General features: G+C 71.0%; 30 protein-coding genes. 15 read left to right on the top strand and 15 right to left on the bottom strand.

The annotated features are described in order from the left end of the window. Window positions 1–212 precede the first annotated feature (212 nt). Complete coding sequence (locus tag ASE14_RS10835; protein ID WP_056654547.1) at window positions 213–1,517, bottom strand: glycosyltransferase; 1,305 nt, start codon at window positions 1,515–1,517, stop codon at window positions 213–215. Window positions 1,518–1,578: 61 nt separating this feature from the next. Between ASE14_RS10835 and ASE14_RS10830 the strand changes: the two genes are divergently transcribed. Then, complete coding sequence (locus ASE14_RS10830) at window positions 1,579–2,235, top strand: TetR/AcrR family transcriptional regulator (protein ID WP_056654546.1); 657 nt, start codon at window positions 1,579–1,581, stop codon at window positions 2,233–2,235. Window positions 2,236–2,315: 80 nt separating this feature from the next. Here ASE14_RS10830 and ASE14_RS10825 read toward each other — a convergent pair whose 3' ends face one another. Further along, window positions 2,316–2,849, bottom strand: coding sequence for a PIG-L deacetylase family protein (locus ASE14_RS10825; RefSeq protein ID WP_255356094.1), 534 nt, complete (start codon window positions 2,847–2,849; stop codon window positions 2,316–2,318). Window positions 2,850–2,866: 17 nt separating this feature from the next. On the opposite strand from ASE14_RS10825, the gene ASE14_RS10820 reads away from it, so the two are divergent. Genes ASE14_RS10820 through ASE14_RS10810 form a run of 3 tightly spaced genes read left to right on the top strand, consistent with a single transcriptional unit; the run spans window position 2,867 to window position 4,862 of the window. Further along, complete coding sequence (locus ASE14_RS10820) at window positions 2,867–3,220, top strand: PadR family transcriptional regulator (protein WP_056654541.1); 354 nt, start codon at window positions 2,867–2,869, stop codon at window positions 3,218–3,220. Then, window positions 3,217–3,993 carry a hypothetical protein gene (locus ASE14_RS10815; RefSeq protein WP_056654539.1) on the top strand — a complete coding sequence of 259 codons (777 nt, stop codon included), beginning with the start codon at window positions 3,217–3,219 and terminating at the stop codon, window positions 3,991–3,993. The genes ASE14_RS10820 and ASE14_RS10815 overlap by 4 nt, the downstream gene beginning before the upstream one ends. Continuing rightward, window positions 3,990–4,862 carry a hypothetical protein gene (locus tag ASE14_RS10810; RefSeq protein ID WP_056654536.1) on the top strand — a complete coding sequence of 291 codons (873 nt, stop codon included), beginning with the start codon at window positions 3,990–3,992 and terminating at the stop codon, window positions 4,860–4,862. The genes ASE14_RS10815 and ASE14_RS10810 overlap by 4 nt, the downstream gene beginning before the upstream one ends. 52 nt (window positions 4,863–4,914) lie before the next feature. On the opposite strand, the gene ASE14_RS10805 is transcribed toward ASE14_RS10810, so the two are convergent. After that, the gene (locus tag ASE14_RS10805) at window positions 4,915–5,301 is read right to left on the bottom strand and encodes a phage holin family protein (protein WP_056654535.1); all 387 of its coding nucleotides are present in this window, start codon (window positions 5,299–5,301) and stop codon (window positions 4,915–4,917) included. Between the two features lie 90 nt (window positions 5,302–5,391). Between ASE14_RS10805 and ASE14_RS10800 the strand changes: the two genes are divergently transcribed. The 3 genes from ASE14_RS10800 to ASE14_RS10790 all read left to right on the top strand — a co-directional run bounded on the left by ASE14_RS10800 (window position 5,392) and on the right by ASE14_RS10790 (window position 8,317). Continuing rightward, a complete protein-coding gene (locus ASE14_RS10800) occupies window positions 5,392–6,714 on the top strand; it encodes an MFS transporter (RefSeq protein WP_056654532.1) in 1,323 nt (440 codons plus the stop codon). A gap of 117 nt (window positions 6,715–6,831) precedes the next feature. Beyond that, window positions 6,832–7,476, top strand: coding sequence for a hypothetical protein (locus ASE14_RS20805; RefSeq protein ID WP_056654531.1), 645 nt, complete (start codon window positions 6,832–6,834; stop codon window positions 7,474–7,476). A 124-nt stretch (window positions 7,477–7,600) separates the two neighbouring features. Beyond that, window positions 7,601–8,317: a DUF4232 domain-containing protein gene (locus tag ASE14_RS10790; protein ID WP_162257729.1), complete on the top strand. Its 717-nt coding sequence runs from the start codon at window positions 7,601–7,603 to the stop codon at window positions 8,315–8,317. 40 nt (window positions 8,318–8,357) lie between these two features. Here the strand turns inward: ASE14_RS10790 and ASE14_RS10785 are convergent, their stop codons facing one another. Both ASE14_RS10785 and ASE14_RS10780 read right to left on the bottom strand, forming a co-directional pair. After that, a complete protein-coding gene (locus tag ASE14_RS10785; protein ID WP_056654527.1) occupies window positions 8,358–9,023 on the bottom strand; it encodes an SDR family NAD(P)-dependent oxidoreductase in 666 nt (221 codons plus the stop codon). Between the two features lie 4 nt (window positions 9,024–9,027). Beyond that, on the bottom strand, window positions 9,028–10,482 hold the full coding sequence (locus ASE14_RS10780; protein ID WP_056654525.1) for a DUF6421 family protein: 1,455 nt from the start codon (window positions 10,480–10,482) through the stop codon (window positions 9,028–9,030). A gap of 192 nt (window positions 10,483–10,674) precedes the next feature. Here ASE14_RS10780 and ASE14_RS10775 point away from each other — a divergent pair, with 192 nt between their 5' ends. Then, window positions 10,675–11,454: a DNA alkylation repair protein gene (locus tag ASE14_RS10775; RefSeq protein ID WP_082600532.1), complete on the top strand. Its 780-nt coding sequence runs from the start codon at window positions 10,675–10,677 to the stop codon at window positions 11,452–11,454. Window positions 11,455–11,579: 125 nt separating this feature from the next. Then, window positions 11,580–11,864 carry a DUF4190 domain-containing protein gene (locus tag ASE14_RS10770; protein WP_082600530.1) on the top strand — a complete coding sequence of 95 codons (285 nt, stop codon included), beginning with the start codon at window positions 11,580–11,582 and terminating at the stop codon, window positions 11,862–11,864. Between the two features lie 73 nt (window positions 11,865–11,937). Here the strand turns inward: ASE14_RS10770 and ASE14_RS10765 are convergent, their stop codons facing one another. After that, on the bottom strand, window positions 11,938–13,440 hold the full coding sequence (locus tag ASE14_RS10765; RefSeq protein ID WP_235511223.1) for a DHA2 family efflux MFS transporter permease subunit: 1,503 nt from the start codon (window positions 13,438–13,440) through the stop codon (window positions 11,938–11,940). Window positions 13,441–13,508: 68 nt separating this feature from the next. Between ASE14_RS10765 and ASE14_RS10760 the strand changes: the two genes are divergently transcribed. Further along, entirely contained in the window at window positions 13,509–14,120 is a 612-nt protein-coding gene (locus ASE14_RS10760; RefSeq protein ID WP_056654522.1) for a TetR/AcrR family transcriptional regulator, read from the top strand. A gap of 60 nt (window positions 14,121–14,180) precedes the next feature. On the opposite strand, the gene ASE14_RS10755 is transcribed toward ASE14_RS10760, so the two are convergent. After that, window positions 14,181–14,645, bottom strand: a complete 465-nt coding sequence (locus tag ASE14_RS10755) for a GNAT family N-acetyltransferase (protein WP_056654520.1) — start codon at window positions 14,643–14,645, stop codon at window positions 14,181–14,183. Window positions 14,646–14,747: 102 nt separating this feature from the next. Between ASE14_RS10755 and ASE14_RS10750 the strand changes: the two genes are divergently transcribed. Beyond that, entirely contained in the window at window positions 14,748–15,587 is an 840-nt protein-coding gene (locus ASE14_RS10750) for an SDR family NAD(P)-dependent oxidoreductase (protein WP_056656199.1), read from the top strand. Window positions 15,588–15,626: 39 nt separating this feature from the next. On the opposite strand, the gene ASE14_RS10745 is transcribed toward ASE14_RS10750, so the two are convergent. The 4 genes from ASE14_RS10745 to ASE14_RS10735 all read right to left on the bottom strand — a co-directional run bounded on the left by ASE14_RS10745 (window position 15,627) and on the right by ASE14_RS10735 (window position 18,451). Then, window positions 15,627–16,445, bottom strand: a complete 819-nt coding sequence (locus ASE14_RS10745) for an alpha/beta fold hydrolase (RefSeq protein ID WP_056654518.1) — start codon at window positions 16,443–16,445, stop codon at window positions 15,627–15,629. A 79-nt stretch (window positions 16,446–16,524) separates the two neighbouring features. After that, window positions 16,525–16,665 (bottom strand): hypothetical protein, encoded by a 141-nt coding sequence (locus ASE14_RS20570; RefSeq protein WP_157372939.1) that lies wholly within the window; start codon window positions 16,663–16,665, stop codon window positions 16,525–16,527. 65 nt (window positions 16,666–16,730) lie between these two features. After that, on the bottom strand, window positions 16,731–17,153 hold the full coding sequence (locus ASE14_RS10740) for a hypothetical protein (RefSeq protein WP_056654516.1): 423 nt from the start codon (window positions 17,151–17,153) through the stop codon (window positions 16,731–16,733). Continuing rightward, window positions 17,150–18,451, bottom strand: coding sequence for a serine/threonine-protein kinase (locus ASE14_RS10735; protein ID WP_162257728.1), 1,302 nt, complete (start codon window positions 18,449–18,451; stop codon window positions 17,150–17,152). The genes ASE14_RS10740 and ASE14_RS10735 overlap by 4 nt, the downstream gene beginning before the upstream one ends. A 97-nt stretch (window positions 18,452–18,548) precedes the next feature. Here ASE14_RS10735 and ASE14_RS10730 point away from each other — a divergent pair, with 97 nt between their 5' ends. After that, window positions 18,549–19,265: a hypothetical protein gene (locus tag ASE14_RS10730; RefSeq protein ID WP_056654513.1), complete on the top strand. Its 717-nt coding sequence runs from the start codon at window positions 18,549–18,551 to the stop codon at window positions 19,263–19,265. A gap of 44 nt (window positions 19,266–19,309) precedes the next feature. Then, the gene (locus ASE14_RS10725; RefSeq protein ID WP_056656196.1) at window positions 19,310–19,768 is read left to right on the top strand and encodes an RNA polymerase sigma factor; all 459 of its coding nucleotides are present in this window, start codon (window positions 19,310–19,312) and stop codon (window positions 19,766–19,768) included. A gap of 12 nt (window positions 19,769–19,780) precedes the next feature. On the opposite strand, the gene ASE14_RS10720 is transcribed toward ASE14_RS10725, so the two are convergent. Both ASE14_RS10720 and ASE14_RS10715 read right to left on the bottom strand, forming a co-directional pair. Continuing rightward, window positions 19,781–20,512: a cation transporter gene (locus tag ASE14_RS10720; RefSeq protein WP_082600829.1), complete on the bottom strand. Its 732-nt coding sequence runs from the start codon at window positions 20,510–20,512 to the stop codon at window positions 19,781–19,783. Further along, the gene (locus ASE14_RS10715; RefSeq protein ID WP_056654512.1) at window positions 20,509–20,844 is read right to left on the bottom strand and encodes a helix-turn-helix transcriptional regulator; all 336 of its coding nucleotides are present in this window, start codon (window positions 20,842–20,844) and stop codon (window positions 20,509–20,511) included. Before ASE14_RS10715 ends, ASE14_RS10720 begins: the two co-directional genes overlap by 4 nt. A 269-nt stretch (window positions 20,845–21,113) precedes the next feature. On the opposite strand from ASE14_RS10715, the gene ASE14_RS10710 reads away from it, so the two are divergent. Together ASE14_RS10710 and ASE14_RS10705 are read left to right on the top strand one after the other, a co-directional pair. Further along, complete coding sequence (locus ASE14_RS10710) at window positions 21,114–21,743, top strand: ABC transporter ATP-binding protein (RefSeq protein WP_056654510.1); 630 nt, start codon at window positions 21,114–21,116, stop codon at window positions 21,741–21,743. After that, the gene (locus ASE14_RS10705) at window positions 21,740–23,233 is read left to right on the top strand and encodes a DUF6297 family protein (RefSeq protein ID WP_056654508.1); all 1,494 of its coding nucleotides are present in this window, start codon (window positions 21,740–21,742) and stop codon (window positions 23,231–23,233) included. The genes ASE14_RS10710 and ASE14_RS10705 overlap by 4 nt, the downstream gene beginning before the upstream one ends. Window positions 23,234–23,350: 117 nt before the next feature. On the opposite strand, the gene ASE14_RS10700 is transcribed toward ASE14_RS10705, so the two are convergent. Both ASE14_RS10700 and ASE14_RS10695 read right to left on the bottom strand, forming a co-directional pair. Further along, window positions 23,351–24,187, bottom strand: coding sequence for an exodeoxyribonuclease III (locus tag ASE14_RS10700; RefSeq protein WP_056654506.1), 837 nt, complete (start codon window positions 24,185–24,187; stop codon window positions 23,351–23,353). Between the two features lie 65 nt (window positions 24,188–24,252). After that, window positions 24,253–24,807, bottom strand: a complete 555-nt coding sequence (locus ASE14_RS10695; protein WP_056654505.1) for a DUF6328 family protein — start codon at window positions 24,805–24,807, stop codon at window positions 24,253–24,255. Between the last annotated feature and the right edge of the window lie 8 nt (window positions 24,808–24,815).

Below are 24,815 nucleotides of genomic sequence, written 5' to 3'. Positions count from 1 at the left end.
TGCATCGAAGCCGAGCGCGGCATCGAGCACCGAGCGGATCTGCTCGAGTGCGTCGGGGATGCCTGCCATGTCCACCACATTGCCACCACCCACCGACATTCCCGGGGTCGGGAAATATGAGTTGAACAGCCATTTTCACCCGACTTGTCCTCCACAGGGGCGGTCGCGTGGATGTTCTCCACAGGGCAAGTGCTGTCCGACGCGCCCTGCGCTCAGACCTCGCTCGCCACCGCAACCCCGATGACCTCCCCGATCGCACGATCGAGGCCTGCGAGCCCGTCCGACGCGGCGATCTCCGCGGCGAGCCGCTCGCTGGCCGCGCGGTACCCGGGCTCGCGCAGCACGCGATCGACCGCCTCCCGCATCCGTTCGGCCGTGGGACGGTTCGTGCGCAGGTTCACCCCGGCGCCCGACCACTGCACGCGTGCGGTGACCTCGATCTTGTCCTCGGTGGTGCCCGCGACGACGAGCGGCACCCCGTGCTCGAGCGCGTAGTGCACGCCGCCGTAGCCGCCGTTCGACACGAACACGTCGGTCAGCGGCAGCATCCGGTCATATGGAAGGAACTCGGCTGCGCGCACATTGGCGGGCAGGGGATGCGGCAGGCTCGCGACGTCCCGACCGCCCGTGCTGACCACGACGAGGGCGTCGGAGCCCGCGAGTCCGGTGATCGTCGGGGCGATGAGCTCGTCGTAGTCGGTGTTGGCGATCGTGCCCTGGGTGACGTGCACGACGGGCCGCGAGCCGTCGAGCTCGTGCCACCACTCGGGCAGCGGGTGATCGGATGCGACCGTGCGCGAGACCGGTCCGACGAAGCGAACGGATGCCGCGAGCTCGCGCCGCGGGTACTCGAACCCGGGCACGGTGAACTGCACGACCGCGTCGGCGAGGGCCGCAGAGTTGAGGAAGAACTCCTCGAGCCGCTCGCCGGTGGACTCGAGCACGAAGTGCTCGGCCGTGCGCTGCACGCCCCCGAAGATGACGCGCTTTGCGACGAAGCCGAGGGCGGCGTTGCGGATGCGACCGGCGACGCCGGGCTTCGGCAGCACGCCGAGGCCGAAGGGGGCGGTGTCGACGCTCTCGAGCCCGAGCGGGAAGATGCCGAGGTTCACGGTCTTCGGGCGCGCGTAGTCCGGGCGGGAGAGCAGCCCGAGCATGCCGAGGAACAGGCCTTCGAAGAGCACGACGTCGGTGGTGGCCGCGAGGAGGGCGTCGTCGACCGCGCGCAACTGGCTCGCGGCGGGCCCGAGGAAGATCGTCGACATGTCGTAGCGGATGCCGTCGGGGCCGGTGCGGCCCGCGCGTCCCGGGAAGGCGGTCTCGAGGTCGCGGTCGTCGTAGTCGGCATCGGCCGGCAGCGCCAGGAACTCGGCGCCGGTCTCGCGCACAGCCGACCGGAAGCGGGACCCGGTGAGGAAGCGCACCCGGTGGTCGCCGATCACGAGGTGGCGGGCGACGGCGAGCAGCGGCGTCACGTGGCCGTGCACGGGCGTGCTGGCGATGAGAATGGAAGACATTGGGCTCCAATAGACTTGATGTGCCTTCCAGAGTATTCACTACACCGATAGGATAGTCAATATGTCCACGCCGAACGCGCCATCGCGCAGCTACCGCTCGACCCTTCGCGCCGAGCAGGCCGCAGCGACCCGACGGCGCATCCTCGCCGCGGCGGGCGCGAGCTTCGCATCGGCCGGATACGCCGGCACCTCGCTCGCCGACATCGCCCGCGAGGCATCCGTCTCGGTCGAGACCGTGAAGCTCAACGGTCCGAAGCGCGAGCTGCTGCTGGCATCGTTCGAGCAGCTCTTCGCCGGCGATGAGGGGCACGAGGGCGTCAGTGAGCGCGAGGTCGGGCGGCGCATCATGGAGATTCGCGACCCCGACGAGATGCTCGCCGCATGGGTGCGATTCGTCGCCGAGGCGAATGCGCGGGCCGGACGGCTCTGGCGCAGCGTCGTGAGCGCCGGCACCTCCGACCCGCTCGTGCGCGAGGCGCTCGAGGCGCAGCAGGTTCGGCGGCACGCGGACTTCCGCGCCGCGATCGATCTGTTCGTCGAGCGGGGGATGCTCCGCGGTGAGGCGCCGGGCGACGCCGAGCGCGATCGGCTCGCCGACGTGCTCTCGTTCCTCGCCTCGCCCGAGGCGTACGAACAGCTCGTCGAAACGGCGGGCTGGAGTCAGCCCAAATTCGAGACCTGGCTGGCCGGGGCGGTGAAGGCGCTCGTGCTCGCCTGAGTCGAGCCGCGCTGAGCTGAGCTGAGCTGAGCCGAGTCGCGCCGAGCCGAGCTGAAGCGAGCCGAGCCGAAGCGCCCGAATCAGCCGAGCGGATCGGCCTCGAGATCGCGCACATGATAGAACTCCTGGTCCCACAGTGCATGGATGAGCCAGGTCGGCAGGATGTACGACTCCTGCATGTAGTTCGCCTGCGAGGAGTGGATCGTCCACCCCTCGTGCTTCTTCGCGACCTCGGCGCTCATCGCGTACTCGGGCTTCGGCTGGTTCGCGACGACGAACGCGCCGGCCTCGCCGCCGAAGACCGAGAGTGCACCCGACGGGCTGATCGTGTAGACGAGGTGTTCCGGCCCGGTATACGAGCCGCCGGATGCCTCGAGCTCCGCGATCGCGAGCTCGGTCACCCGGCCCATCTGCATGTGGTCCGCGTGCCCGGTCGCTCCGCTCTCCGGCCAGAAGCCGACGACGACGTCGGGGCGCACCCGCTCCATCTCCGCGACGACGCGTGCGACGAGCTCGTCCTCGTCGGCCTCGGGCACGCCGCCGTCGGGGTAGTCCCACACGACGTGCCGTTCGACGCCGAGGTTGAAGCTGCGGGGTTGCTCACGGGAAGATATCTTCCTATTCTTCTTCCATGGCGCGCAGACGTGAAGGACGGCTCTTCGACCTCGAGGTCGACATCCTCGCCGCAGGCATGGAGCTCCAGGGTGACGACGGCGAGTTCTACGGCTTCGCGCTCGCGAAGCGCATCGCAGAGCGATCGGATGCCGCTGCGCTCACCGCGCACGGCACGCTCTACAAGGCCCTCGCCCGGCTGAGCGAACGGGGCCTCCTCGAGTCCACGTGGGAGGACGCCGCGATCGGGGCCGGCGAAGGGCGCCCGCGGCGCCGCCTGTACCGCGTCACCGGCGCCGGTGAGCTCGCCTATCGCACCGAACTCGACGCGCGCCGGGTCGTCGTCGTGCACGGCAAGGCGGCGTTCGCATGACCGCCGAGCGCCTCGGCGAGGTGCTCGAGGAGCGCGAGACCGCGGCATCCGTGCACCGCAGCGACCGCGCCGTGCTCGCCTGGGGTCGCTGGTACACCAGCGACCTGCCCGAGGACGTCGCCGCCGACCGCCTCGCCGAACTCGAGTCCGACGTCTTCGAGGAGCGCGCAGCGGCGACCGGCGATGCGGGCGTCGGAGGCTCGATCGTCTGGCGTGCGATCCGCGGCGTGCCGGCCGATCTCACCTGGCGGTTCGCCCGACTGCGGGGCGCTTCGCTCACCGCGCCGAGGGGCACGTTCCCGCTCGCGATGCCCGCGCTCGCGCACCTCGCGACGATGATGCTGCTCGCGTGGGGCGCGCTCATCGTCGTGCGCGTCGGCACCGGCCTCATCGACGGCTCGTGGGTCGGGGCATGGGACCTCGTCGCGTCCGGTGTCGTCGGCCTCGGCCTCGCGCTCATCGGCGCGGTACTGACGATGCTGCCCCGGTCGCGCTGGCTCGGCGCGCTCTGGCTCGCCGCGGCGAGCTACGTATTGCTCCGCTTCGGCATGTACGCGCTCATCGCCACGAGCATCACGCTCACCGACTTCTACCTGTCGGCGCTCAGCCAGGCGATCCTCATCAATCGCGTGCTGGCCGCGGCGGGCGTGCTCTTCTTCGTCGCGATGGCCGCCTGGTGGCTGCCGTCCGACCGCGGTCTCTGGGCCGTGCGGCACCGACGAGCGGACGACTCGCCCCGCCTCGAACTCCCCACGGAAGGAACCATCGCGTGAACCTGCAACGCATCGCCGCGATCGCCGCGATCACGGGCGTGGTGCTCGGCGGGGCAGCCGTCGTCGCGCTCGGCGCGGCCGCTTACAACGCCGGCCAGCCCGAGCCCGAGCTCGTGTACACCGCGATCGACGACAGCGCCGAGCCGCAGCCCGAGCACACAGCGGGCGCCACGACCGCCGGCCTCGGGGAATCCGGGAAGCTCGACTCCGGCGAGCCGGGGACGGGCGCCATGGCAGCCGACTACAACCCCTACCTCGACCCGGCGAACGCCGAGTACGTGACGCCCGAGGAGCGGTCGGAGTGGCTCGGCAAGCAGGCCGTCATCCGGAAGTGCATGGCCGACGCCGGATTCGAGTTCCTCGAGTGGCAGTGGTGGCTCGGTGAGAAGGCGCAGCCGAGAGGTCTCGATTTCGAGACATCGGTCCTCTGGGTGCAGGCGCTGTCCGGCCCCAACCTCTACAGCCCCGGCGGCGGCTGCGCCGGCGTGGGCGACAAGGCCGAGGCCGAAGCGCGGGCCGCCGGGAAGCCGCTCACCGCCCCGGTGCCCGATGACGACCCGACGCAACCGACCGAGCGCCAGGTCTGGCTCGACTTCCAGGACCTCGTGCGCGCGTGCATGACCGAGGCCGGGCAGGAGTACCTCTACTGGGAGTGGTGGAACCCGGTGTACCAGGAGCCGATCGACCTGGCGAACCCCGACGCCCCGAGGAATCCACCCGCACAGCCCGAGGGGCTCACCGAGGCCGAGAAGGCCGCATGGACGCTCGCGCTCGACGGCAACGCCGGTGGCGGCGCGGCCTACCGCTGGGAGGACGCGGGCTGCTGGGGCCGGGCCGTGCACGAGTCGGGCAACGACAACATGCACTGAGCCGGCACGCCGAGCACTGGCACGAGGTGCAGAGCCCGGCGGATGCCGCGGCTCAGGACTTCGCGCCCTTCACCTTCTCCTTGAGGAAGATGAGGGGCAGAAGCCACGCGCCGAGCGCCGTGATGATCCAGACGGTGAGCGTCGCGAGGATCCAGGTCACCCAGCCGTCGATCGTGATGCCGCCCGGGAAGAGCGATGCGATGAGCAGCGCCACGAACGTCGAGACGAGCCCGATGCCGCCGAGGACCGCGGACGCGTGCTGCCGCGCGACATTGAAGATGAACGGGCCGAGCACGGCCTGCGCGATCGTGAAGACGAGGATCGCCACGAGGAATCCGCCCCACTCGACGTGGAAGTCGGGGAGGATCCACGACGCGACGAGGAGGCCGAGGGCGGCGGTCACGAGGGAGATCACCGTGCGGATGAGGAAGCGGATCATGCGGCGAGCGTAGCGGGGCGATGGATGCCGCGTCGAGCAGCGCGCCGCAGGCCGTGGCGGTGCGGGCGCGAAGCGAGCAAGATGTGTCGCATGGCCGAACGCGCGACGCGCGAAGAGACGGCACCGAACCCGGCGGCGCGGCGGGTGCAGGCGGCCTACTTCACGCTGCTCATCGGCAACACGCTCGCCGCGTCGTTCATCTGGGGCGTCAACACCCTCTTCCTGCTCGACGCCGGTCTCACGAACTTCGAGGCGTTCGCCGCCAACGCCTTCTTCTCGGTGGGCATGGTGATCTTCGAGGTGCCGACCGGCGTCGTCGCCGACACGCTCGGCAGGCGGGTCTCGTACCTGCTCGGCACCGTCACGCTCGCGGTGACGACCGTGCTCTACTACCTGCTGTGGGTTGGTCACTCGCCGTTCTGGATGTGGGCGATCGTCTCGGTGCTGCTCGGCCTCGGCTTCACGTTCTTCTCGGGCGCGGTCGAGGCGTGGCTCGTCGATGCGCTCGCCGCGACCGGGTACACCGGCGGGCTCGAGCGGGTCTTCGGGCGCGGACTCGCCCTCGCGGGCGCGGCGATGTTCATCGGCTCGATCGCGGGCGGCGTGGTCGCGCAGGCCACGAACCTCGGCGTGCCGTTCCTGATCCGCGCGGGCATCCTCGTCGTGATGTTCATCGTCGCGGCCCTCGTCATGCACGACCTCGGGTTCACGCCGGCCGGGCGGGCGCACCCGATCCGCGCGACGAAGGAGGTCTTCAACGCCTCGGTGAAGTACGGGCTCGGGCGGCGACCGGTGCGCTACGTCATGTTCGCCTCGTTCTTCACGACGGGCGTCGGCTTCTACGTCTTCTACGCGCTGCAGCCCTACCTCGTCGAGCTCTGGGGCGACACGGGCGCCTACTCGATCGCGGGTCTCGCGGCGGCGATCCTGTCGGGCTCGCAGGTGATCGGCGGGCTCGTGGCGCCGTGGGTGCGCCGGCGATTCCGCAAGCGCACGACGACCATCATCCTGAGCCTCGTCGTCTCGAGCCTCGTGCTCCTCGCCCTCGGGGTGAACCGCAACTTCTGGATCGCGCTCGTGCTGCTCACGGTGTGGGGGCTCGTCGAGGCGGCCGCCGGGCCCGTGCAGCAGGCCTACCTGAACGACATGATCCCGTCGCAGCAGCGTGCAACGGTGCTTTCGTTCAACTCGTTGCTCGGCAGCACGGGCGGCGCCGTGATCCAGCCGGTGCTCGGCCGTTCGGCCGACCTCTGGGGATATCCCGGTTCGCTCCTCGTCAGCGGCGGCATCCAGGCGCTCGCCGTGCCGTTCCTGTGGCTGAGCCGCAGGCAGGGGTCGCCGGCGGATGTCGCGACAGGCGAGTCGCCCGAGAGCCCCGAGGAGATCACGGAGTCGGGGCCGCCGGTCGGGTAGATCACGCGCTCATCGGCCGTTTCACGGGTTCGCCCCCCGTTCGGGGGGCGTGTACCATGGCTCGGACACGCCCGAGCGGCCGAGCGGTCGTTCCCGAATCGCGGCGGGAGGTGCCCGATGCGGAAGACTGTCCTCTTCAGTGCTGCCGTCGCGGTGCTCTTCATCGGCTCGATCTTCATCGGCGTCGCTGCCGCGACGACCGGGGCGCCGGTGCTCTACGACGCGCGCTCGCCGCAGCCGGTCGCGACGGCCCCGGGCGGCTTCGACGTCGACGCGGGCGAGGCGCAAGGCGGAGACCAGCAGGCCCCGGTCGACGGCGCCGACAGCGACGACGCGCCGCTGCCGACTCCGACGACTCCGCCGAAGGCGACCCCCGCACCATCGCCGGCCCCGACGCCGAGCCCGACGACGCCGCCCGTGGCGGATCCGATCCCCACTCCGGAAGAGCAGCAGGCGTGGCTCGGATTCCAGCAACTCGTGCGCGAGTGCATGGTCGCGGCCGGCCACGAGTACCGCGAATGGGAGTGGTGGAACACCGAGCCGCGCGACCCGACATCGACGGTCCCTGCGATGCCCGATGGCCTCACGATCGACGGCGAAGCCGCCTGGCGACTCGCGCTCGAGGGCGACGGCGGCGAGGACGACGGATGCCTCGGCGAGGCGGTTCGCGCCGACCAGGCGCGCCCGACCGTGCCGCCCGCGGCGGCGCCGTCGCCTCCGCCGACCGAGGCGCCGCACGTCGAGGCGGTGCCGGCCGACTGACCGACCGACCGGCATAGGCCCGCGGACGCCGTCTCCGCATCAGGGTTCCCCCTATTCCATGCGGGAGTCGTCGGTCGATAGCATGTGCCGGACCGCGCAACTCGCGCGGAGGGCGGGGTGCATCATGCGGCAGGCGGGGATCCTCGGAACGGCGATGGTCGGGGTGCTCCTCTGCGCGGCGCTCGCGGGGTGCGCCGCACCTGACGCGGGCTCGACCGAGGCCGTCGCGACGGCGCGGGCGACCAGTGCGGCACCGACGCCACGGGCGACGCCGACGTCCGAAGCATCCGGTGCTTCCGTCGCAGTGCCAGGCTCCGACTCCGGCGCGTCGAGCAGCGGTGGCACGGATGTCACGCTCGACGTCGATCAGCCCGTTGCACCCCCGTCGCTCGAGGCCGGCCCGTCGCCCGAGGCCGATCCCGCGCCGGCGCACTGCATTGACGAGCAGCTCACACTCGCCTACCAGGCGCGCCCGCAGGACTCGGGCGCCGGCAGCTTCTTCGGCGACCTCGTGTTCACGAACACCTCGGCGTCCGACTGCTCCTTCCGCGGATGGCCGGGCCTCATCGCGCAGAGCGCCGACGGCGTGCAGCTCGGCGCCACGGCCCGGGCATCCGGAACCGCGTCATCGCCGGTCGTGCTCCATGCGAACGGCGGTGCCGCGATCTCGCAGCTGCAAGGCGGGAACCCGGGGGCGTACGGCTGTCCGGCGACGACCTCGACGACGCTCCGCGCCTACATCACGTCCGACGGCGCCGGGCCCGGCGTCGCGGTGGCGCAGTCCATCCCCGTCTGCGCCGACCGGACGTCGACGCTCCGCGTCGGTCCGCTCGGCGGCTGACCCCGATTCGGGTTCGCCCGTCGCGCGCGGCGGTCTGGACTCAGGCCTCGGCCGACAGCGTCTCGACGCGTCCGTTCAGCGCCGAGGCATCCGTGCCCCAGAGCTCGACGACGGCTGCGGCGAGCCGGTCTTCGAGGCCGGCGAGCGACTGCACGCGGAAGGTGACGGCCGCTGCGGTGTCGCCCGCCTTGCCGAAGCCCTGCGCGAGCGAGCGCATCCACGACTCGCTCGCCGCCTTGACGGCGGTGTAGTTCGCGCCGCCCGCGGTGGGCCGTTCGACGGTCGTCGACGAGACGATGGCGATGCGGCCGGCGGGGGAGTCGACGAGGTCGTTCCAGAACGCACGGCTGACGTACCGGAGCGCGGTGAACGAGCGCTCGAGCACGCGGTAGTCCTCTTCGCTCTGCCCGGCGATGCCGCCGCCGCCGCGCCATCCGCCGACGAGGTGCACGACCCCGTCGAGGTCGCCGACCCTCGCGTGCACACGCATCGCGAGTTCGAGCACGTCGTCGCCGTCGGTGAGGTCGGCGCGTTCGCCGATCACGCCGGGCAGCTCGGCCTCGAGCGCCTCGAGGCGCGCGTCGTCACTGCCGACGGCGACCACGCGGGCCCCGGCGTCGAGCAGCGCGCGGGCGACCGCCCGGCCGGAGGCGCTCGTCGCTCCCGCGATGAGCACCGTCCGGCCGGAGAGGTCGTCTGCCGTCATGGACTCAGGCACTCGCGGCCGTGATGCCGACGGTCGACTCGATGACGGGCTTCATCTTCTTGTCGAGGGCCTCGTAGAACATCGACAGGGGGAACTCGTCGTCCATCACGAGGTCGGTGTAGCCCTTGGGCGGGCCTGCCAGCACCTCGCGGGGCAGGCCCTCGGCCCACACCGACGCGGGGTTCGGCGTCACGACGCTCGTCACGAGGTCGTAGGCGGCGAGCCAGTGCACCGTCTTCGGGCGGTCGATCGACTTCCAGTAGAGCTCGTCGATCGCGTCGCCGAGTTCGACGACCGCGTCGGGCACGGCGTCCCAGTCGAAGCTCAGCGCGACGTCGGTCCAGTCGAGCACGTGCTTCTGGTGCAGCCACGCGAACAGCAGCTGGCCGCCGAGTCCGTCGTAGTTGCGCACGCGCGAACCCGTGATCGCGAAGCGGAAGATCCGGTCGAAGATCACCGCGTACTGCACGAGCTTGCCGGTCGAGCGCATCTGCTCTTCGACCTCGGTGAGCTCCTCGCCGGCGGCGAGGCGCGCGTTCAGGCCGCGCTCGATCTTGACCGACTCGCGGAACGCGGTGAGGTCGCACCGCAGCTCCTCGAGCGAGTAGAGGAAGAACGGCATGCGCTGCTTGATCATGAACGGGTCGAACGGCAGGTCGCCGCGCATGTGCGTGCGGTCGTGGATGATGTCCCACATCACGAAGGTGCGCTCGGCGAGCTCCTGGTCGTCGAGCAGCGCCGCCGCGTCGGCGGGCAGTTCGAGCTTCGTGATGTCGGATGCCGCGCGCACGACGCGCCGGTAGCGCGCCGCCTCGCGGTCCTGGAAGATCGCGCCCCACGTGAAGGTCGGGATCTCGCGCATCGCGACGGTCTCGGGGAAGAGCACCGCCGAGTTCGTGTCGTAACCGGGCGTGAAGTCGACGAGGCGCAGGCTCACGAAGAGCTTGTTGCCGTAGTCGCCGGCTTCGAGCTCCGCGATGAACTCGGGCCAGATCGTCTCGACGACGAGCGCCTCGACGTGCCGGTCGGACGAGCCGTTCTGCGTGTACATGGGGAACACGACGAGGTGACGGATGCCGTCGATGCGGTGCCGCTGCGGCTGGAACTCGACGAGCGAGTCGAGGAAGTCGGGCACGCCGAAGCCCTCGGCCTGCCAGCGGCGGAAGTCGACGACGGATGCCGCGAGGTACTCGGCCTCGTGCGGGAACCGCGGAGCGAGCGCCTCGATCGACTCGACGATCGCGTCGACGAGCGTCGACGCCTCGCCACGGTCGGATGCCTCGGGCACCGAGCCGTCCTTCACCTGCAGCGCCTGGAGGGCGGTCGCCGACTCCTTCAGGCGGAGCCACGCGGCATCCGTCTCGACGCCGACGGCGAGTGCGAGGTCAGCGGCGGTCACCGCGTCCTCGAGAACCTCGGGTTCGCCGATGATGGCGTCGATCGTGGTGTTGCTCGACATGTGAACCTCCGATCCTCGATGAGGGGTGAGTGACGTACGGGGATGCTGCGGCGCGATTCGCCGGGCTCTTCAAGGCTACGAGTCGAGGCTCCGCGAATGGTTGTGCCCCAGCGCGGGATTCTTGCGTGGGCGCAAGAATCCACGACGGAGATCGCCGTCGCGCGCAATCGTCCCCGTCGATAGAGTGCGGGGATGGCAGCAGCGGTGGAGCCGGAGCCGGGAGCGACGAACGAGCAGACGGCCGCTCGTCTGGCCGCGGCGATCGACGCCGCAGGCGACCCCGCCGACGCCGTGTTCCTGCAGCGCTTCTTCAAGACCGGCCCCGGCGAGTACGGCGAGGGCGACGTCTTCGTCGGCGTTCGCGTGCCGGCGACGCGGGCCATCGTGAAGGGCTTCGAGCGGATGCCGCTCGTCGAGGCATCCGCTCTGCTCGGGAGTGCCGTGCACGAGCACCGGCTGGCGGCGCTCCTCGTGATGGTGCGGCAGCTGCAGCTCGCGATGCGGCCGCGCACTCGCGACGACGCCGCGATCGCGGCGCTGCACGAGGCCTACCTCGATGCCGTGCGGGCCGGACGCGTGAACAACTGGGATCTCGTCGACGCGTCGGCGGAGTACCTCGTGGGGCAGGTGCTCCTCGCGGCGGGCGACGACGGTTCGCCGCTGCTCGACGGACTTGCGGCCTCCGATGCGCTCTGGGAGCGGCGGGTCGCGGTGCTCTCGACGTTCGCGTACATCAAGGCGGGTGACGGCGGGCCGATCCTCCGGCTCGCGCCGCGGCTGCTCGAGGACCGTGAGGACCTCATGCACAAGGCGGTCGGCTGGATGCTGCGAGAACTCGGCAAGAAGGTCGACCGCGATGAACTCACCGGCTTCCTCGACGTGTACGCCCCGCGGATGCCGCGCACGATGCTGTCGTACGCCACCGAGCATCTCACCTCCGAGGAGCGCGCCGCCTACCGCGCGAGTCGGTGAGCCGCGATGGATACCACGACGCACCGTTCTGCAATACGGAGAGTGCTCTCCGTTGACACCGGCATGCAGGCGCTGTCAAGATGCGGGTCGGCAATCCGTCTCTCCCTACAGCAAGGAAATCTCACATGACCACTCCCGCCCCCGCCCCCGTGCCCGCGCAGTCGGCTCCCACTGAGAAGTGGAACGTGCTCGCGATCGTCGGCTTCGTGCTCTCGCTCCTCGGCACCAACATCGTCGCCATCGTGCTCGGCTTCATCGCCCTGAGCCAGGTGAAGAAGTCGGGTGAGCGCGGCCGCGGCCTCGCGATCGCCGCCATCATCATCGGCTTCGCGTCGATCGTGATCTACATCATCATCTTCATCACGACCTTCGCGCTCGTCGCGGCGAACACCGCCGTCACGGGCTACTGAGTCCCGGCGAGCCCGCTCGCTACGAAGTCCCCACACGGCGCCGCCGGTGGGGACTTCGTCGTTCGACGGGTGGTCAGCGCACCTGATCGGGCTCGAGGATCGGCGTGGGCACGAGCGCCGGCGCGGCCGCGGTCTCGGGCGCGGTGGCGGTGGCGGGCACCGCCCGCCCGGCCGGCAGCAGCAGGGCGATGAGCGCCGAAGCGAGCAGCACTGATGCCCCGACCACGACGGCCGGCTCGGCACCGGCGCCGTATTCGGTCGGGTTGAGCGCGCCTCCTGCGCCGGTGAAGACCGCCGTCGAGACGGCGATGCCGAGCGCGACGCCCACTTCGCGGAGCATCGAGTTCGTGCCGCTGGCCTTCGCGTGGTCGTCGGGCTGCATGGTCGCGAGCACCGCAGTGGCCGACGGGGCGAACACGAGGCCCATGCCGACGCCGGCGAGGATGAACGGCGCCACGAAGGACGAGTACTCGGTGCCGGCGTCGAGCAGCGTCGTCAGCCAGAAGAGCGCGGCCGACAGGGCCGCGAGGCCGGCGACGACGAAGATGCGCGTGCCCACGCGCCCGGCGAACGCGCCGGCGAGCGGTGCGATGACCATCGGGGCGAGCGTCCACGGCGACGTCTGCACCGCCGCCTCGAGCGGGGTCGCCCCCTGCACGACCTGCAGGAACTGGATGAGGATGAAGATCGACCCGAACGCGCCGAAGGAGAAGCCGAACCCCGCGAGGTTCGCGACCGTGAAGCTGCGATCGCGGAAGAGGCGGAGCGGCAGGAGCGGCGCCGAGGCGCGCGACTCCCAGACGACGAAGCCGACGAGGAGCAGGCCGCCGACGATGAGGCTGCCGAGCACTTCGAGGCTCGACCAGCCCGCTTCGTTGCCGCGCACGATGCCGTAGACGAGACCGAGGAGGCCGAGCCCGGAGAGGACGAGGCCGAAGACGTCGGCGCGGAGCCGGGCACCGAAGCTGTTGGGCAGCGCGAGCAGCACGAGCGCGATCGAGACGACGCCGACGGGCACGTTGATCCAGAAGATCGCCTGCCAGGCCCAGCCCTCGATGATCGCGCCGCCGATGAGCGGGCCTGTGGCGACGCCGAGGCCCGCCACGCCGCCCCAGATGCCGATGGCGAGCGGTCGACGTGCCAGCGGCACCGCGCCCGCGAGCAGGGTGAGCGAGAGCGGCATGATCGCGGCGGCGCCGAAGCCCTGCGCGGCACGTGCGGCGATGAGCTGGCCCGGATCGGTGGCGAGCGCCGCGAGCGCCGAACTCAGCGTGAACACCGCGATGCCGATGATGAAGAGGGTGCGTCGCCCGAAGCGATCGCCGAGGGCGACCGCCATCAGGATCGTGCTCGCGAACGCGAGCGTGTAGGCGTTCATGAACCACTGCAGCTCTTCGACGGAGGCCCCGAACTCGGCGTGCAGCACGGGCAGGGCGTTGGTCATGACGAGGTTGTCGAGCGTCGCCATGAACATCGGCAGCGCCGTGGCGAGGAGCACGAGCCAGATCGGACCCGGCTTACGGGCGGTCGAGCGGCGTGCGGAGGGACGAATTGCGGCATCGAGGGTGGTGGACACGACGGCGCTCCTTGTTGTTATCGGATGATTACTTCGAACTGTAGTAATCGACTGATAACATGTCAACCATGACGGTCGAATCGGTTCCCACTGCTCCGCGCATGAAGGCGGCCGACCGCCGCGAGCTCATCCTCGAGGCCGCCACCGCGGTCTTCGGCGCGAAGACGTACGTGGGCACCACGACCGACGAGGTCGCCCGGGCCGCCGGCGTCAGCCAGCCCTACGTCGTACGGCTCTTCGGCACGAAGGAGAAGCTCTTCATCGAGGTCATCGAGCGCACGTACGACCGCATGATCGGCGTGTTCCGGGCGGCGCTGCCGGGCACCCCCGAGGGGCGCGGCGATCGCATGGGCACGGCGTACACCGAGCTCCTCGTCGAGCGCGGCATGCTCCCCGTCGTCGCGAACTCCACGGCGCTCGGCGGCGAGCCGCAGATCGGCCGCGTCGCCCGCGCCGGGTTCAGCCGCATCTGGCGCTTCCTCCGCGAAGAGGCGGAGTTCTCGCCCGAGCAGGCGCGCGAGTTCATCGCCACCGGCATGCTCATCAACACGATCGTGGGCCTGCGGCTCACCGGCGACTACGGCGACGAGGTCTCGGCCACCGAGGTGCTCGACGCGTGCTTCCCCGACGCCGTCCAGCAGGTGCGCACCCTGCTTCCGGCCGCCGACGAGCCCTGGTGAGACGAACCCCGGTGGGCACCGGGCGTTGAGCGAGCGAATGCCGCGGCATCCGCTCGACCGTCAGAGCGCCTTCTGCATGTGGATCGCCGCCGTCTCGTAACCGAGACCCTCGTAGAGGCGGATCGCGGGTGTGTTGTAGCCGAACACGTTCAGGCGCAGGTTCACCGCGCCGTGCTCGCGCGCGACCTCCTCGGCGAGCTGCATCGTGCGGCCGCCGAGGCCGCGGCCGCGGTGCGTCTCATGGATCGCGATGTCCCAGACGTACCAGTTGGCTGCGTCGCTCATCGGCCCGATCCAGAGCCAGCCGGCGTCGTCGCCGTCGGCCTCGACCGTGAAGAGCAGGTGCCCGTCGATGAGGCGCCCGTCGGGGAAGTACTGCTCCTCCGAGGCGCGTCGGGCGACGATCGCCTGCTCGGCCGTGTCGCCGGCGCGCTGCCGCGCCTGCTCGTACGCCGCCATCGCGACGGGCAGCCAGTCGGCCGTCTCGGCGGCGGTCTTCGGTCGGAGTCGAACGTCGTCGGTCATCCGGCCATGGTGCCACGGCGACGGCCGCGAGAGAAGGGGCGCGCGCTGCGCCGTCGCCCAGTCACGAGGACCTCGAGCCCCGTGGTGCGCGACAATGGTGCGATGACGAGAACGGTGCGCGGCGCGAGTGTCCTGATCACCGGCGCGGCCCGTGGCATGGGCCGCATGTACGCCGAACGGGCGATCGCCGAGCGCGCGGCATCCGTCACCCTGTGGGGCCGCAACGCCGCCGCCCTCGCCCGCACCGTCGACGAACTCGGCACGATCTCGCGCGGACGCACCCGCATCCAGTCGTTCGTCGTCGACGTCGGCGACCTCGGCGCGATCGCGAAGACGGCCCAGCGGGTGCGGAAGGATGTCGGCAACCCCGACGTGCTCATCAACAACGCCGGCATCGTACGCGGCAACCGCTACTTCTGGCAGACCGACAACGGCGAGGACACTCGCCAGACGATGCAGGTCAACGCCCTCGCCCCGATGTACATCACGCGGGAGTTCCTGCCCGGCATGATCGCGAACGCGTACCGGGCGGCGCGCATCGTGAACATCGCGAGTGCGGCCGGCACGGTCGGCACCCCGCGCCTGGCGGCCTACGCCGCGTCGAAGGCCGCGCTCATCGGCTGGAGCGAGTCGCTGCGCATCGAACTCGAGCAGGCCGACCACGGCAACGTGAAGGTCACCACGGTCACGCCGAGCTACGTCGCCACCGGCATGTTCGCCGGCGCCCGCAGCCCGGTGCTCACGCCGGTGCTCGACCCCGAGTACGTCGTCGACCGGGTGTGGCGGGCGATGCTCGACGGATGGCCGCTGCTCGAACTGCCGCGAACGGTGCGCATCTCGCGCGCACTCCACGGCCTGCTGCCGGCCCGCGCGTTCGATCGCCTCGTCGGCGACGGGCTCGGCATCTACCGTTCGATGGATCGGTTCACCGGGCGGCGCTGAGTCGGGCCGCGGCGCTGAGCCGGGCGGATGGGCGGGGCGTCAGAGCCCGTGCCGGTCGAGCCACTCGAGCAGCACACGCGTGAACTCCTCGGGTCGCTCGACGCTCGGCAGGTGCGCGGTGTCCGCGAAGCGGACGCCCGTGGCCTCCGGCAGGCGCTCGAGCAGCTGATCGTACGCCGCGAGCTCGGAGCTGAGGTCGTACTCGCCCACGGTCACGAGCGCCGGCACCCGGATGTCGCCGAGCCGCTCGTACGCCGGCGGTTCGAGCGGCAGCATGGTGCCGTCGTCGGTGGCATGCGCGACGTTCGGGGCGTTCAGCTCGTGCGCCCGCCGCACGAACGCCGGGTCGAGCTCCGCCTCGGAGCGGAGCGGCCCCACCGCCCAGACGGCCGTCTCGAGGCGCATGAGCAGTGCCGGGTCGACCGCCGGGTCGATCGCCTCGACCTCGTCGAACCGGCGCTGCTCCTCTTCGGTGAGCGGCAGGTCGGGGAACCCGCCCGGCTCCGACCCGACGGTCACCACGCCGCGCACGCGATCGGGGGAGGCGAGGGCGGCGTCGAGCGTGATCCGCCCGCCACGGCTGGCGCCGATCACGGTCGCCTCGCCGATGCCCAGATGATCGAGCACCGCGATCGCGTCCGCGTGATTCGCGAACGGCACCGACTCGTCGTGGTGCGTGCCGCCGAAGCCCCGAGGGTCGAACCGGGCGACGAAGTGGTCTTCGGCGAGGGCGTCGATCTGCTCGTCCCACATGCGCAGCGTCGCGATGCCGGCGGGAATCAGGAGCAGGGCGGACGCTGAGGCGCGGCCCGCCGACTCGTAGTGGAGTTCGGCGCCGGGAACGGTGAGAGTGGGCATCCCCAGAGACTACGCACGATGCGGTCGCGATGACGGCCGGGATGCCGCGCGCCGGCCTCGTGATCGAAGCGCGTCGGGCCTACCGCTCGGGGGAGCGGTTCGTCGACGGGCGCTGAGCGCGCACGGGCCGTGGCCGCGGTCGTCGTGCCGCGAATCCGAGCAGCAGCGGCACCACGAGGCCTGCGGCGCAGATCACGGGCAACCAGAGTTCGGGCGTCATGCCGTGACGGTACCTCGTGAAGCTGGAAGCGGCCACCGAATCGGAAGCGCGGCCGGGCGCACGGGTCAGTCGTCGCCCTCGTCGTGCTTCTTGTCCTTGTTGCCGTTGCCGTTGTTGTTGCCCGGGCCGCGGTTGTCGTCGTCTTCTTCGTCGTCGTCAGGCGCCGGCGTCGGGGACGGGGTGTCGGCGACGATCGCGGCCTCGAGATCCGCCTGCACGAGGGCGATCGCCTCGCGGATCTCCGCGGCCTGCTCGGCCCCGATGGTGCCGGCGTCGACGGCAGCCGTGACATCGCGGTCGAGGAGCGCGAGCGCGGCGATGGCGCCGAGATGATCCCCCGCCTCCGCCCGCTCGGCGACCTGCACGACCGAGGCGTGGAGATCGGCACTGAGGGACTCGGGTGATGTGCCGCACGCGGTGAGCCCGAATGCGAGCGAGGCGACGAGGAGCCCGCCGCCGAGGGCGGTGCGGATGCGCGCGCGCGTCATCGGGTCACCGCCTCGTCGAGGCGCTCGAGGTGCACACCGAGCTCGCCGGGCAGGCTCGGTAGGGGCTCGGATGGCGCCGCCGGCGGTTGCATGCTGCTCGCGATCGACGGCACGATGAGCAGCGCCGCCCCGATCGCGATGATGGCCAGCAGCACGATCGCGATCGCCGGGCGCACCCAGCGGCGCGAGGTGTCGGAGTCGTCCGAGCGTTCCGAGCGTTCCGCGCGGTCCGCTCGGCGTGAGCGGGTCGGCGCCGGCCTCATCGCGGCCGCGATCGCACGTGCCGCGACGGCATCGTCGGATCGGTCGTTCGTGCCGAGCACCGCGGTCGCCGCGGTCGCGGCCCCCTGCGTCGCGACGGGCGTCGCTTCGCCGCCGGCCGGCAGCACCCTGGTGGCGTCGGATGCCTCGTGCAGCACGGTCGTCGCGGCATCCGACATCGCGGGCACCCGGTCGAGTCGACCGGCCGCCATCGCGACCTCGAGGGCCGTCGGCCGATCGGATGCCTCGCGGGCCGTCATGGCGCGGAGCAGCTCGACCCACTCGGGGCCGAGCTCTGCGGGGATCTCGGGGTCGCGCACGAGGCGCGCCATCGTCGACTCGGAGGCCGGACCCGGGAACGCCTGCTGCCCGGTTCGCGTCTCGAGCAGCACGAGTCCGAGCGAGTAGATGTCGGCCGCGGTGCCGGGCGCCCGGCCGCCGACCTGCTCGGGGCTGAGGTAGCCGGGGGTGCCGACGTAGGCGCCGGTGCGGGTGAGGCGGGCGTCGTCGATCAGGCGGGCGATGCCGAAGTCGGCGAGCTTCGCGTTCCAGCTGCGGGTGGGCAGGTGCGACGGCGCCAGCAGCACGTTCGCCGGCTTCACGTCGCGGTGCACGATGCCGCGCGCGTGGATCACGTGCAACGCCTCGCCGAGGTCGGCGGCGATCGCCGCGGCATCCGCTGCGCTGATCGGGCCGAGCCGCAGGGTCTGGCGGAGATCCCGCCCGTCGACGAGCTCCATGACGAGGTACTCGCGGTCGATCGCCTCGTCGTGGGCGGCGTCGTAGAGGCGCACGAGCGCGCGGTGCTCGACGCTCGCGAGCAGCGCCGTCTCGGAGCGACGCCGGGCGACGTCGTCGATGCCGGCTGCCGCGTCGGCGAAGACCTTCACGGCGACGGGGCGGCCGAGGCTCAGGTCCTCGCCGCGGTAGACGCTCGCCATACCGCCCCGGCCGATGAGGTCGCCGAGCCGGTACCGCCCGCCGAGGGTGGCGCCCGAGAAGGGGCTGCCGGCGAGTCGATCAGTGGAGCTGGTCACGTGTTCGAGGGTATCGCCGCCGGCTGGGAGGCGGACGAATCCAGCGGAGCCGGACATGACCTGGGTAGGGCATGATTCGACGAATGGAGACGTGGCGATGAACACCACGAACACCGATGGACCGCGCGGGCTGGACGAGGATCCCGACCTCGACCGGATGCTCGGTGCGGCCGTTCGCCCCAGCACGGGCATGACGCCCGAACTGCGGTCGCGGTTGGCGTTGATGGCGGAATCGGCGATGGCGTCGGACCGGCCGAAGCGCCGGCGGCACGGCGCCCTCGTGGCGGCGCTGCTGGCACCGGTGCTGCTGTTCGGGGGAGCAGGCGCGGCCTTCGCCGCGACCATGGTCGACTGGTCGCTGTTCTGGGGCACGAGCACCGAGTGGCAGGGATGGGCCGTGGAGCCCGATGCGATCGTCACCTACTCGTTGCCCGGCGGCGGCGCCTGCGAGCTCCGCCTCGGAGACGTCGCCTACAGTCCCGACCCGGCTCGCCCCGTAGGCGTGGAGGCGGATCCGCGGTCTGCCGACGCGGTGCGCGACTATCTGCGGGCCGGCGACCTCTTCGCCGAAGCCGATGTCGAGGACGCGATCGTCTCGGGCCGAGCCGTCGACGAGAACTTCATCCAGAACGGCGATGGCTCGGTGACCCCGTTCGGGTACGGCACCGAGCAGTACAACGCCGACGTCGAATACGATGACGCCGTCAAGCGTGCGATCCAGGACCGGATGACGGAGTACGTCGAGGGTCGAGGCCTGCCGATGGTCGGCGTCCGCTTCTCGAGCCAGGAGATGTGCACCGGGGTCGACGAGTGATCGGCCGCAGCCGGTCGCGCGACGAACGTGAGTACGCGGACCTCATGGCCGAGGCGTCTCCCGACCTCCTCGCGTACTTCGAACGCAGGGTCGGCGCCGACGGTGCCGATCTGCTCGCCGAGACGATGCTGATCGCCTGGCGCCGCAGGTCGGAGCTCCCGCGGGAGGTCGAGCCCGCCCGCATGTGGCTGTTCGGCGTCGCGCGGAACGTGCTCCGCAACGCGGCCCGCAGCGAGGCGCGGCGCGAGCGTCTTGGCGGCGCCCTCCGCGACGTGCTGACGACCCGTTCGGTCGAAGACCCCGCCGACGTCGTCGCAATGCGGGACCTGCTCGAGCGACTCGACCCCGACCTCGCCGAGATCGTCACCCTCGTGCACTGGGACGGCTGGTCGCTCGTCGAGATCGGCGTCCTGCTCGGGATGCCGGCGTCGACCGTGCGGGGCCGCTACCAGCGAGCGAAGGAGGAGCTCCGCTCGCAGCTCGCGGTGCGGGCGCCGCGCTGACCGCGGGCCTGCTCAGCAGCAGTCGTCGTGCCCGTCGGTCTCTGCCTCGCGCTCGCCGGTCAGCACCGAGACCGGCACCGTGCAGACGTCGCCGCGCCAGGCCTCGATGCCCTCGCGCACGGCGAAGGCGGCGATGACGAGGGCGGCCACCGAGTCGGCCCAAGCCCAGCCGAGCAGGCTGTTGAGCAGGAGGCCCGCGAGCAGCGCGGCCGAGAGGTAGGCGCAGATCAGCGTCTGCTTCGAGTCCGCCACGGCGGAGGCGGAGCCGAGTTCGCGGCCGGTGCGGCGCTCGAACCACGACAGCAGCGGCATGACGGCGAGGCTCACGGCGGCGAGCACGATGCCGACAGGGGAGTGCGCGGGCTCCGCGGCGCCGAGCAGAGCGCGCGCGGCGTCGATCGAGACGAACAGCGCCAGGCCGAAGAACGAGACGGCGATGAGGCGCAGGGCGACGCGCTCCCGCTTATGCGGGTCGGGGGCCGCGAACTGCCAGGCCACCGCGGCGGCCGAGAGCACCTCGACGATGGAGTCGAGGCCGAAGCCGATGAGGGCGGCCGAGGAGGCCACCGAGCCCGCGGCGAGGGCGACGATCGCCTCGATCACGTTGTACGTGATGGTCGCCGCGACGATGAGCCGGATGCGTCGCACGAGCACGGCGCGGCGTTCGGCGGCGAGTGGCGTGCGCGAGCCGGGGTTGTGCGAGCCGGGGTTGCGCGGGCCGGGCGTGAGCGGAACGGCGGTCATGCGCACGTGCACTCGTCGCTCGAGCAGCATGCCGGGTCGACGACGAGCACGAGCCGCAGCAGGTCGCCGAGCGCGGGGGCGAGGTACTCGCCGGCGAGCCGGTAGGAGGTGCGGCGCCCGTCGGGCACCGCCTCGACGAGTCCGCAGCCGCGCAGGCACGCGAGCTGGTTCGACATCACCTGCCGGGAGACGCCGAGCGACTCGGCGAGATCCGACGGGTACGCGGGCGCCTCGCGAAGCGAGAGCAGGACCCGGGCGCGGGTCTCGTCGGAGAGCGCGTGCCCGAGGCGCGCGAGCGCCGCGGTGTGGGTCAGGGTCGCCGTTTCGGTCACGTCGGTTACGATACATCAGATCGTGTATTCATGGAAGCCTGTATCATCGAGGGTCGGCCGTCAGTCAGGGAGCATCGGGCCCGCACCGAGCTATTCAACGGTTCGGGCGATCGTGCAGGCGCTCGATCCGGCCATGGTCACGCTCGCATTGGAGGGGCCGGCTTCGTATCGGGATCGGATGCGGGGCGCGGAAATCGACCACGCTACGCACAGTCCTCGCCCGGTCATGTGATTCCGGGCGCGATTGCACGACCTGAGAGGATGGTCGCATGATCGAGGTGGACGAGGTAGGTGTGAACGCGGGCGACGTGACGCTCCTGGCCCCGATCTCGACATCGGTGCCGCGCGGCGAGGCCTTGATCGTGCGCGGTCGGAACGGGACGGGCAAGTCGACGTTGCTGCGCGTGCTGGCCGGTGCCCGGAAGCCGTCGAGCGGGATGGTGCGGATCGGCGGCCTCGGCGTGGTCGAGCGTGACGGCGGTTTCCGGAGACGGGTCGCCGCGATGATCGGCTTGCCGCCGATGGCCTCCGACCTCACGGTGTTCGATCACGTCCTGCTGGTCGCAACGACCTGGACGGATGACTCGACCGCGGCCGCGGAGCTCACGCGCGACGTACTCGCGGAGTTGGGGTTGGATGCTCTGGACGAACGGTTCCCCCACGAGCTGTCATCCGGGCAGACGCAGTTGTTCGGTCTCGCCCTGGTGCTGGCCCGGCCGTTCGAGGTGTTGATCCTCGATGAGCCGGAGCAGCGGTTGGACCCGGAGCATGTCGAGTCGGTGATCCGCGTGCTGCGTGCGCGGCGCGATGACGGTGCGACGCTCGTGGTAGCCACGCACAGTCCGTTGCTCGCAGACGGGGTGGCTGATCGCACGCTCTGGTTGGATGCGGTGGCATGAGCAGCCGATCTGGTGCGGCGATCGGGATCTGGCGTGCGCGCAACGTCCGCACGGTCGGTGACCGCGGGTTCCTGATCTACATGGTCCTCATGGTCGCACTGGTCACCGTGGCACCCCTCGCCCGTGCGGTGTGGCTGAGCGCGGCCAGCGAGGAAGGAGTCGCCCTGTTCGCATCGCCCGCTGCGCCGGGGGTGACGATGCTCATCGTGGCGGGGCTGTGGTCGGGTGGGCTGCTGCTGGGCCGTGACCGTGGCCCGGCACTTCATCCACCGTTCCTGACGCACGCCCTCGCCGCCAGCGATCTGCCCCGCTCGGACACGTTTCGCGGCCCCGTGCTGCGCGCCGGTGTGCTCGTGACCACGATGACTACGCTCGTCGCCGGGTTGGTGGCCGGCAGCCTCGTACATCACGGCCTGTCCGAGCCGCTCAGCGGCGCAGTCTTCACGGCAGCTGGTGCGATGGTCGGAGTCATCACGACGGTGGCGTGGCTCGTCGGCCAGGCGTTCCCACGGGCTGCGATGCCGGTCGCGCTCGGTGTCCTCGCGCTGGGGGTGACTACCGCCGCCATCCCTCTCATGCAGCCGTTCACTCCCTGGGGCTGGGTCGGCCTCGCTTACCCCGGGAGCGGTACGTCGCACATCGTCGTGGCATTGGCTGCTCTGACTGCCTCGCTCGCCGCCGTGGTGCCGGTGCTGATGAATCGGCTTGACCTCACCGCGTTGGCGGTTCAGTCCGCGCGCTGGGACGCGGCGGCGGCCCACACAACGGGCATGGACTTCAACATGGCGGCCGCTCTCTACCAGGGGCGGCCCCACAGGGGTCGCGGCACGCGCGCGATCCGACCAAGGAACCGGCTGGCGTGGACGTTCCTGATCCGCGACGCTGTCGGCTCCACCCGCACACCGGGCCGCCTCATCGTCGGCGTCGCCGCCCTCGCCGCAAGCGGAGTGCTGATCACGCTCGCGTTCGCGCCCGCCACACCCGGCTGGCTGCTCGGAGCCGCCGCAGGGCTGATCGTCTTCGCAGGTATCGGCCCGCTCTCGGACGGCATCCGGCACGCTGCAAGTGTTGCCGGGGATTTCCCCCTCTACGGGATCAGCGACGAACACCTGCTCGCCAATCACGCGCTCTTCCCGCTGGCCGTCGTCGTGCTCGTGTTGCTTGCGGCGGTCATCGTGTGCTCGATCCTGACCGGGATCGCGGTCGCAGCTCCACTGGCCAGCGCGTTCGTGCTCGGTCTGCTCACCCTCGTCGCACGAGTCAGCAACGCCCTGAAAGGGCCACTCCCGCCCGTGCTTCTCACCCCGATTCCCACACCGATGGGCGATCTCAGCGCGGCAGTGCGGATGACCTGGGCTCTGGATGGGCTCCTACTCGCAGCGTTGGCCGGCGCATCGGCCGCACTCGCTTTCGAGGTGCCTCTCCTGTTCATCGGCGTAGCCGTCACCCTCATCACGGTCGGGATCAACCGATGGCGCCACCGGGGGTGAGGCGCCACCGGGGGGTGATGGGAGCTTCAGCGCTGGCTCAGTGCCGAGACAGCGCGCTCACCTGTGGCAGGGCGCAGATCACCAGCCCGGTGCCTGCAGCGCCGGTGCCGCCGCCTCCTAGAAGATCATCGGCCGATCGTCGTCGTCATCGCCGATCGCGAGGTCGACGAGCACCGGCACGTGGTCGCTCGGGGCGTCGCCCTTGCGCTCGTTGCGGTGGATCGAGGCATCCGTCACGGCCTCGGCGAAGGCGGCCGAACCCAGGATGAAGTCGATGCGCAGCCCCTCGTTGCGCGGGAACTTCAACTGCTTGTAGTCCCAGTAGGTGTAGCCCTCGGGGATGCGGGGGCGCACGACATCGGAGACGCCGGCGTTCTCGAGCGTGAAGAACGCCTGGCGCTCGGCCGGCGAGACGTGGGTCGTGACGCCCTCGACGACGGCCGGGTCGCCGTTGTCCTCATCGAGCGGGGCGATGTTGAAGTCGCCCATGAGCGCGAACGGCACTTCTGGCCGGCCGGATGTCTCGGCGCGCGTGTACTCCGTGAGCGCCGCGAGCCAGTCGAGCTTGTACGTGTAGTGCGGGTCGCCGAGCGAGCGGCCGTTGGGCACGTAGAGGCTCCACACGCGAACGCCGTCGATGGTCGCGCCGATCGCCCGCGCCTCCTGCGGCTGGTCGGGGCCCTCGAGCCCCTTGAGGAACCCGGGCATGCCGGGGAACGAGGTCTCGACCTCGCCGATGTGCGAGCGGCTCGCGATCGCCACGCCGTTCCACTGGTTCAGCCCGTGGATCGCGACCTCGTAACCCGCCTCCTCGAACGCTTCGATCGGGAACTGCTCGGGCTTGCACTTGATCTCCTGCATCGCGAGCACGTCGACGTCTTCGCGCACCATCCAATCGACGGTGCGCCCCACTCGGGCGCGGATCGAGTTGACGTTCCAGGTGGCGATGCGCATGGTCCCAGCCTATTCGGCGGCGCCGACGCGATTCCGCGCCGTGGCCGATTCCACGCCCGGGTGGGTCAGGGGCGCAGCCGCTCCCGCAGCGAGGGACGACCGACACGCGGCACCACGATCCAGAACACCGCGAGCAGGATGAGGCTGACCCCGAGCGCGATGAATCCCGCGACCTGGTGCACGGCCACGTCGAAGATGAGGCTCGCGACGCCCGCCGTGAGGAACGAGACGACGACGAGCAGCGTCAGCAGGATGCCGTTGGCGATCCGCACGACCCGTTCCTTCTGGTGATGTCCGGTGAGCTCGCGGTGCAGGATCACGGGCGCGAGACCCAGCATCGTCGCCGTCGCGGCGAGGACGACGAGCACGAGGTAGAGGGTGAGCTCGTAGCGCTCGAGTTCGGCGAACGTCGGCTGGAACGCCACCGCGAGCAGGAAGCCCGTGATGATCTGGGTGCCGGCCTGCACGGCGCGAAGCTCCTGCAGGACATCGTTCCACTTGCGGTCGAGACGCTCGCCGTAGGTCTCCCGGCGGATCTCGGCATGCTCGCCGTCGGCGTCGGCAGGATCGGCGTCGGCGGGGTTCACGGCGTCGTCGGCGGCTTCGGATTCGTGCGCCATGGCCGAAT

Source organism: Agromyces sp. Root81 (assembly GCF_001429165.1).
Classification (GTDB): domain Bacteria; phylum Actinomycetota; class Actinomycetes; order Actinomycetales; family Microbacteriaceae; genus Agromyces.
The sequence above is the reverse complement of the archived record's forward strand: the minus strand, read 5'-3'. Positions and strand labels throughout refer to the sequence as shown.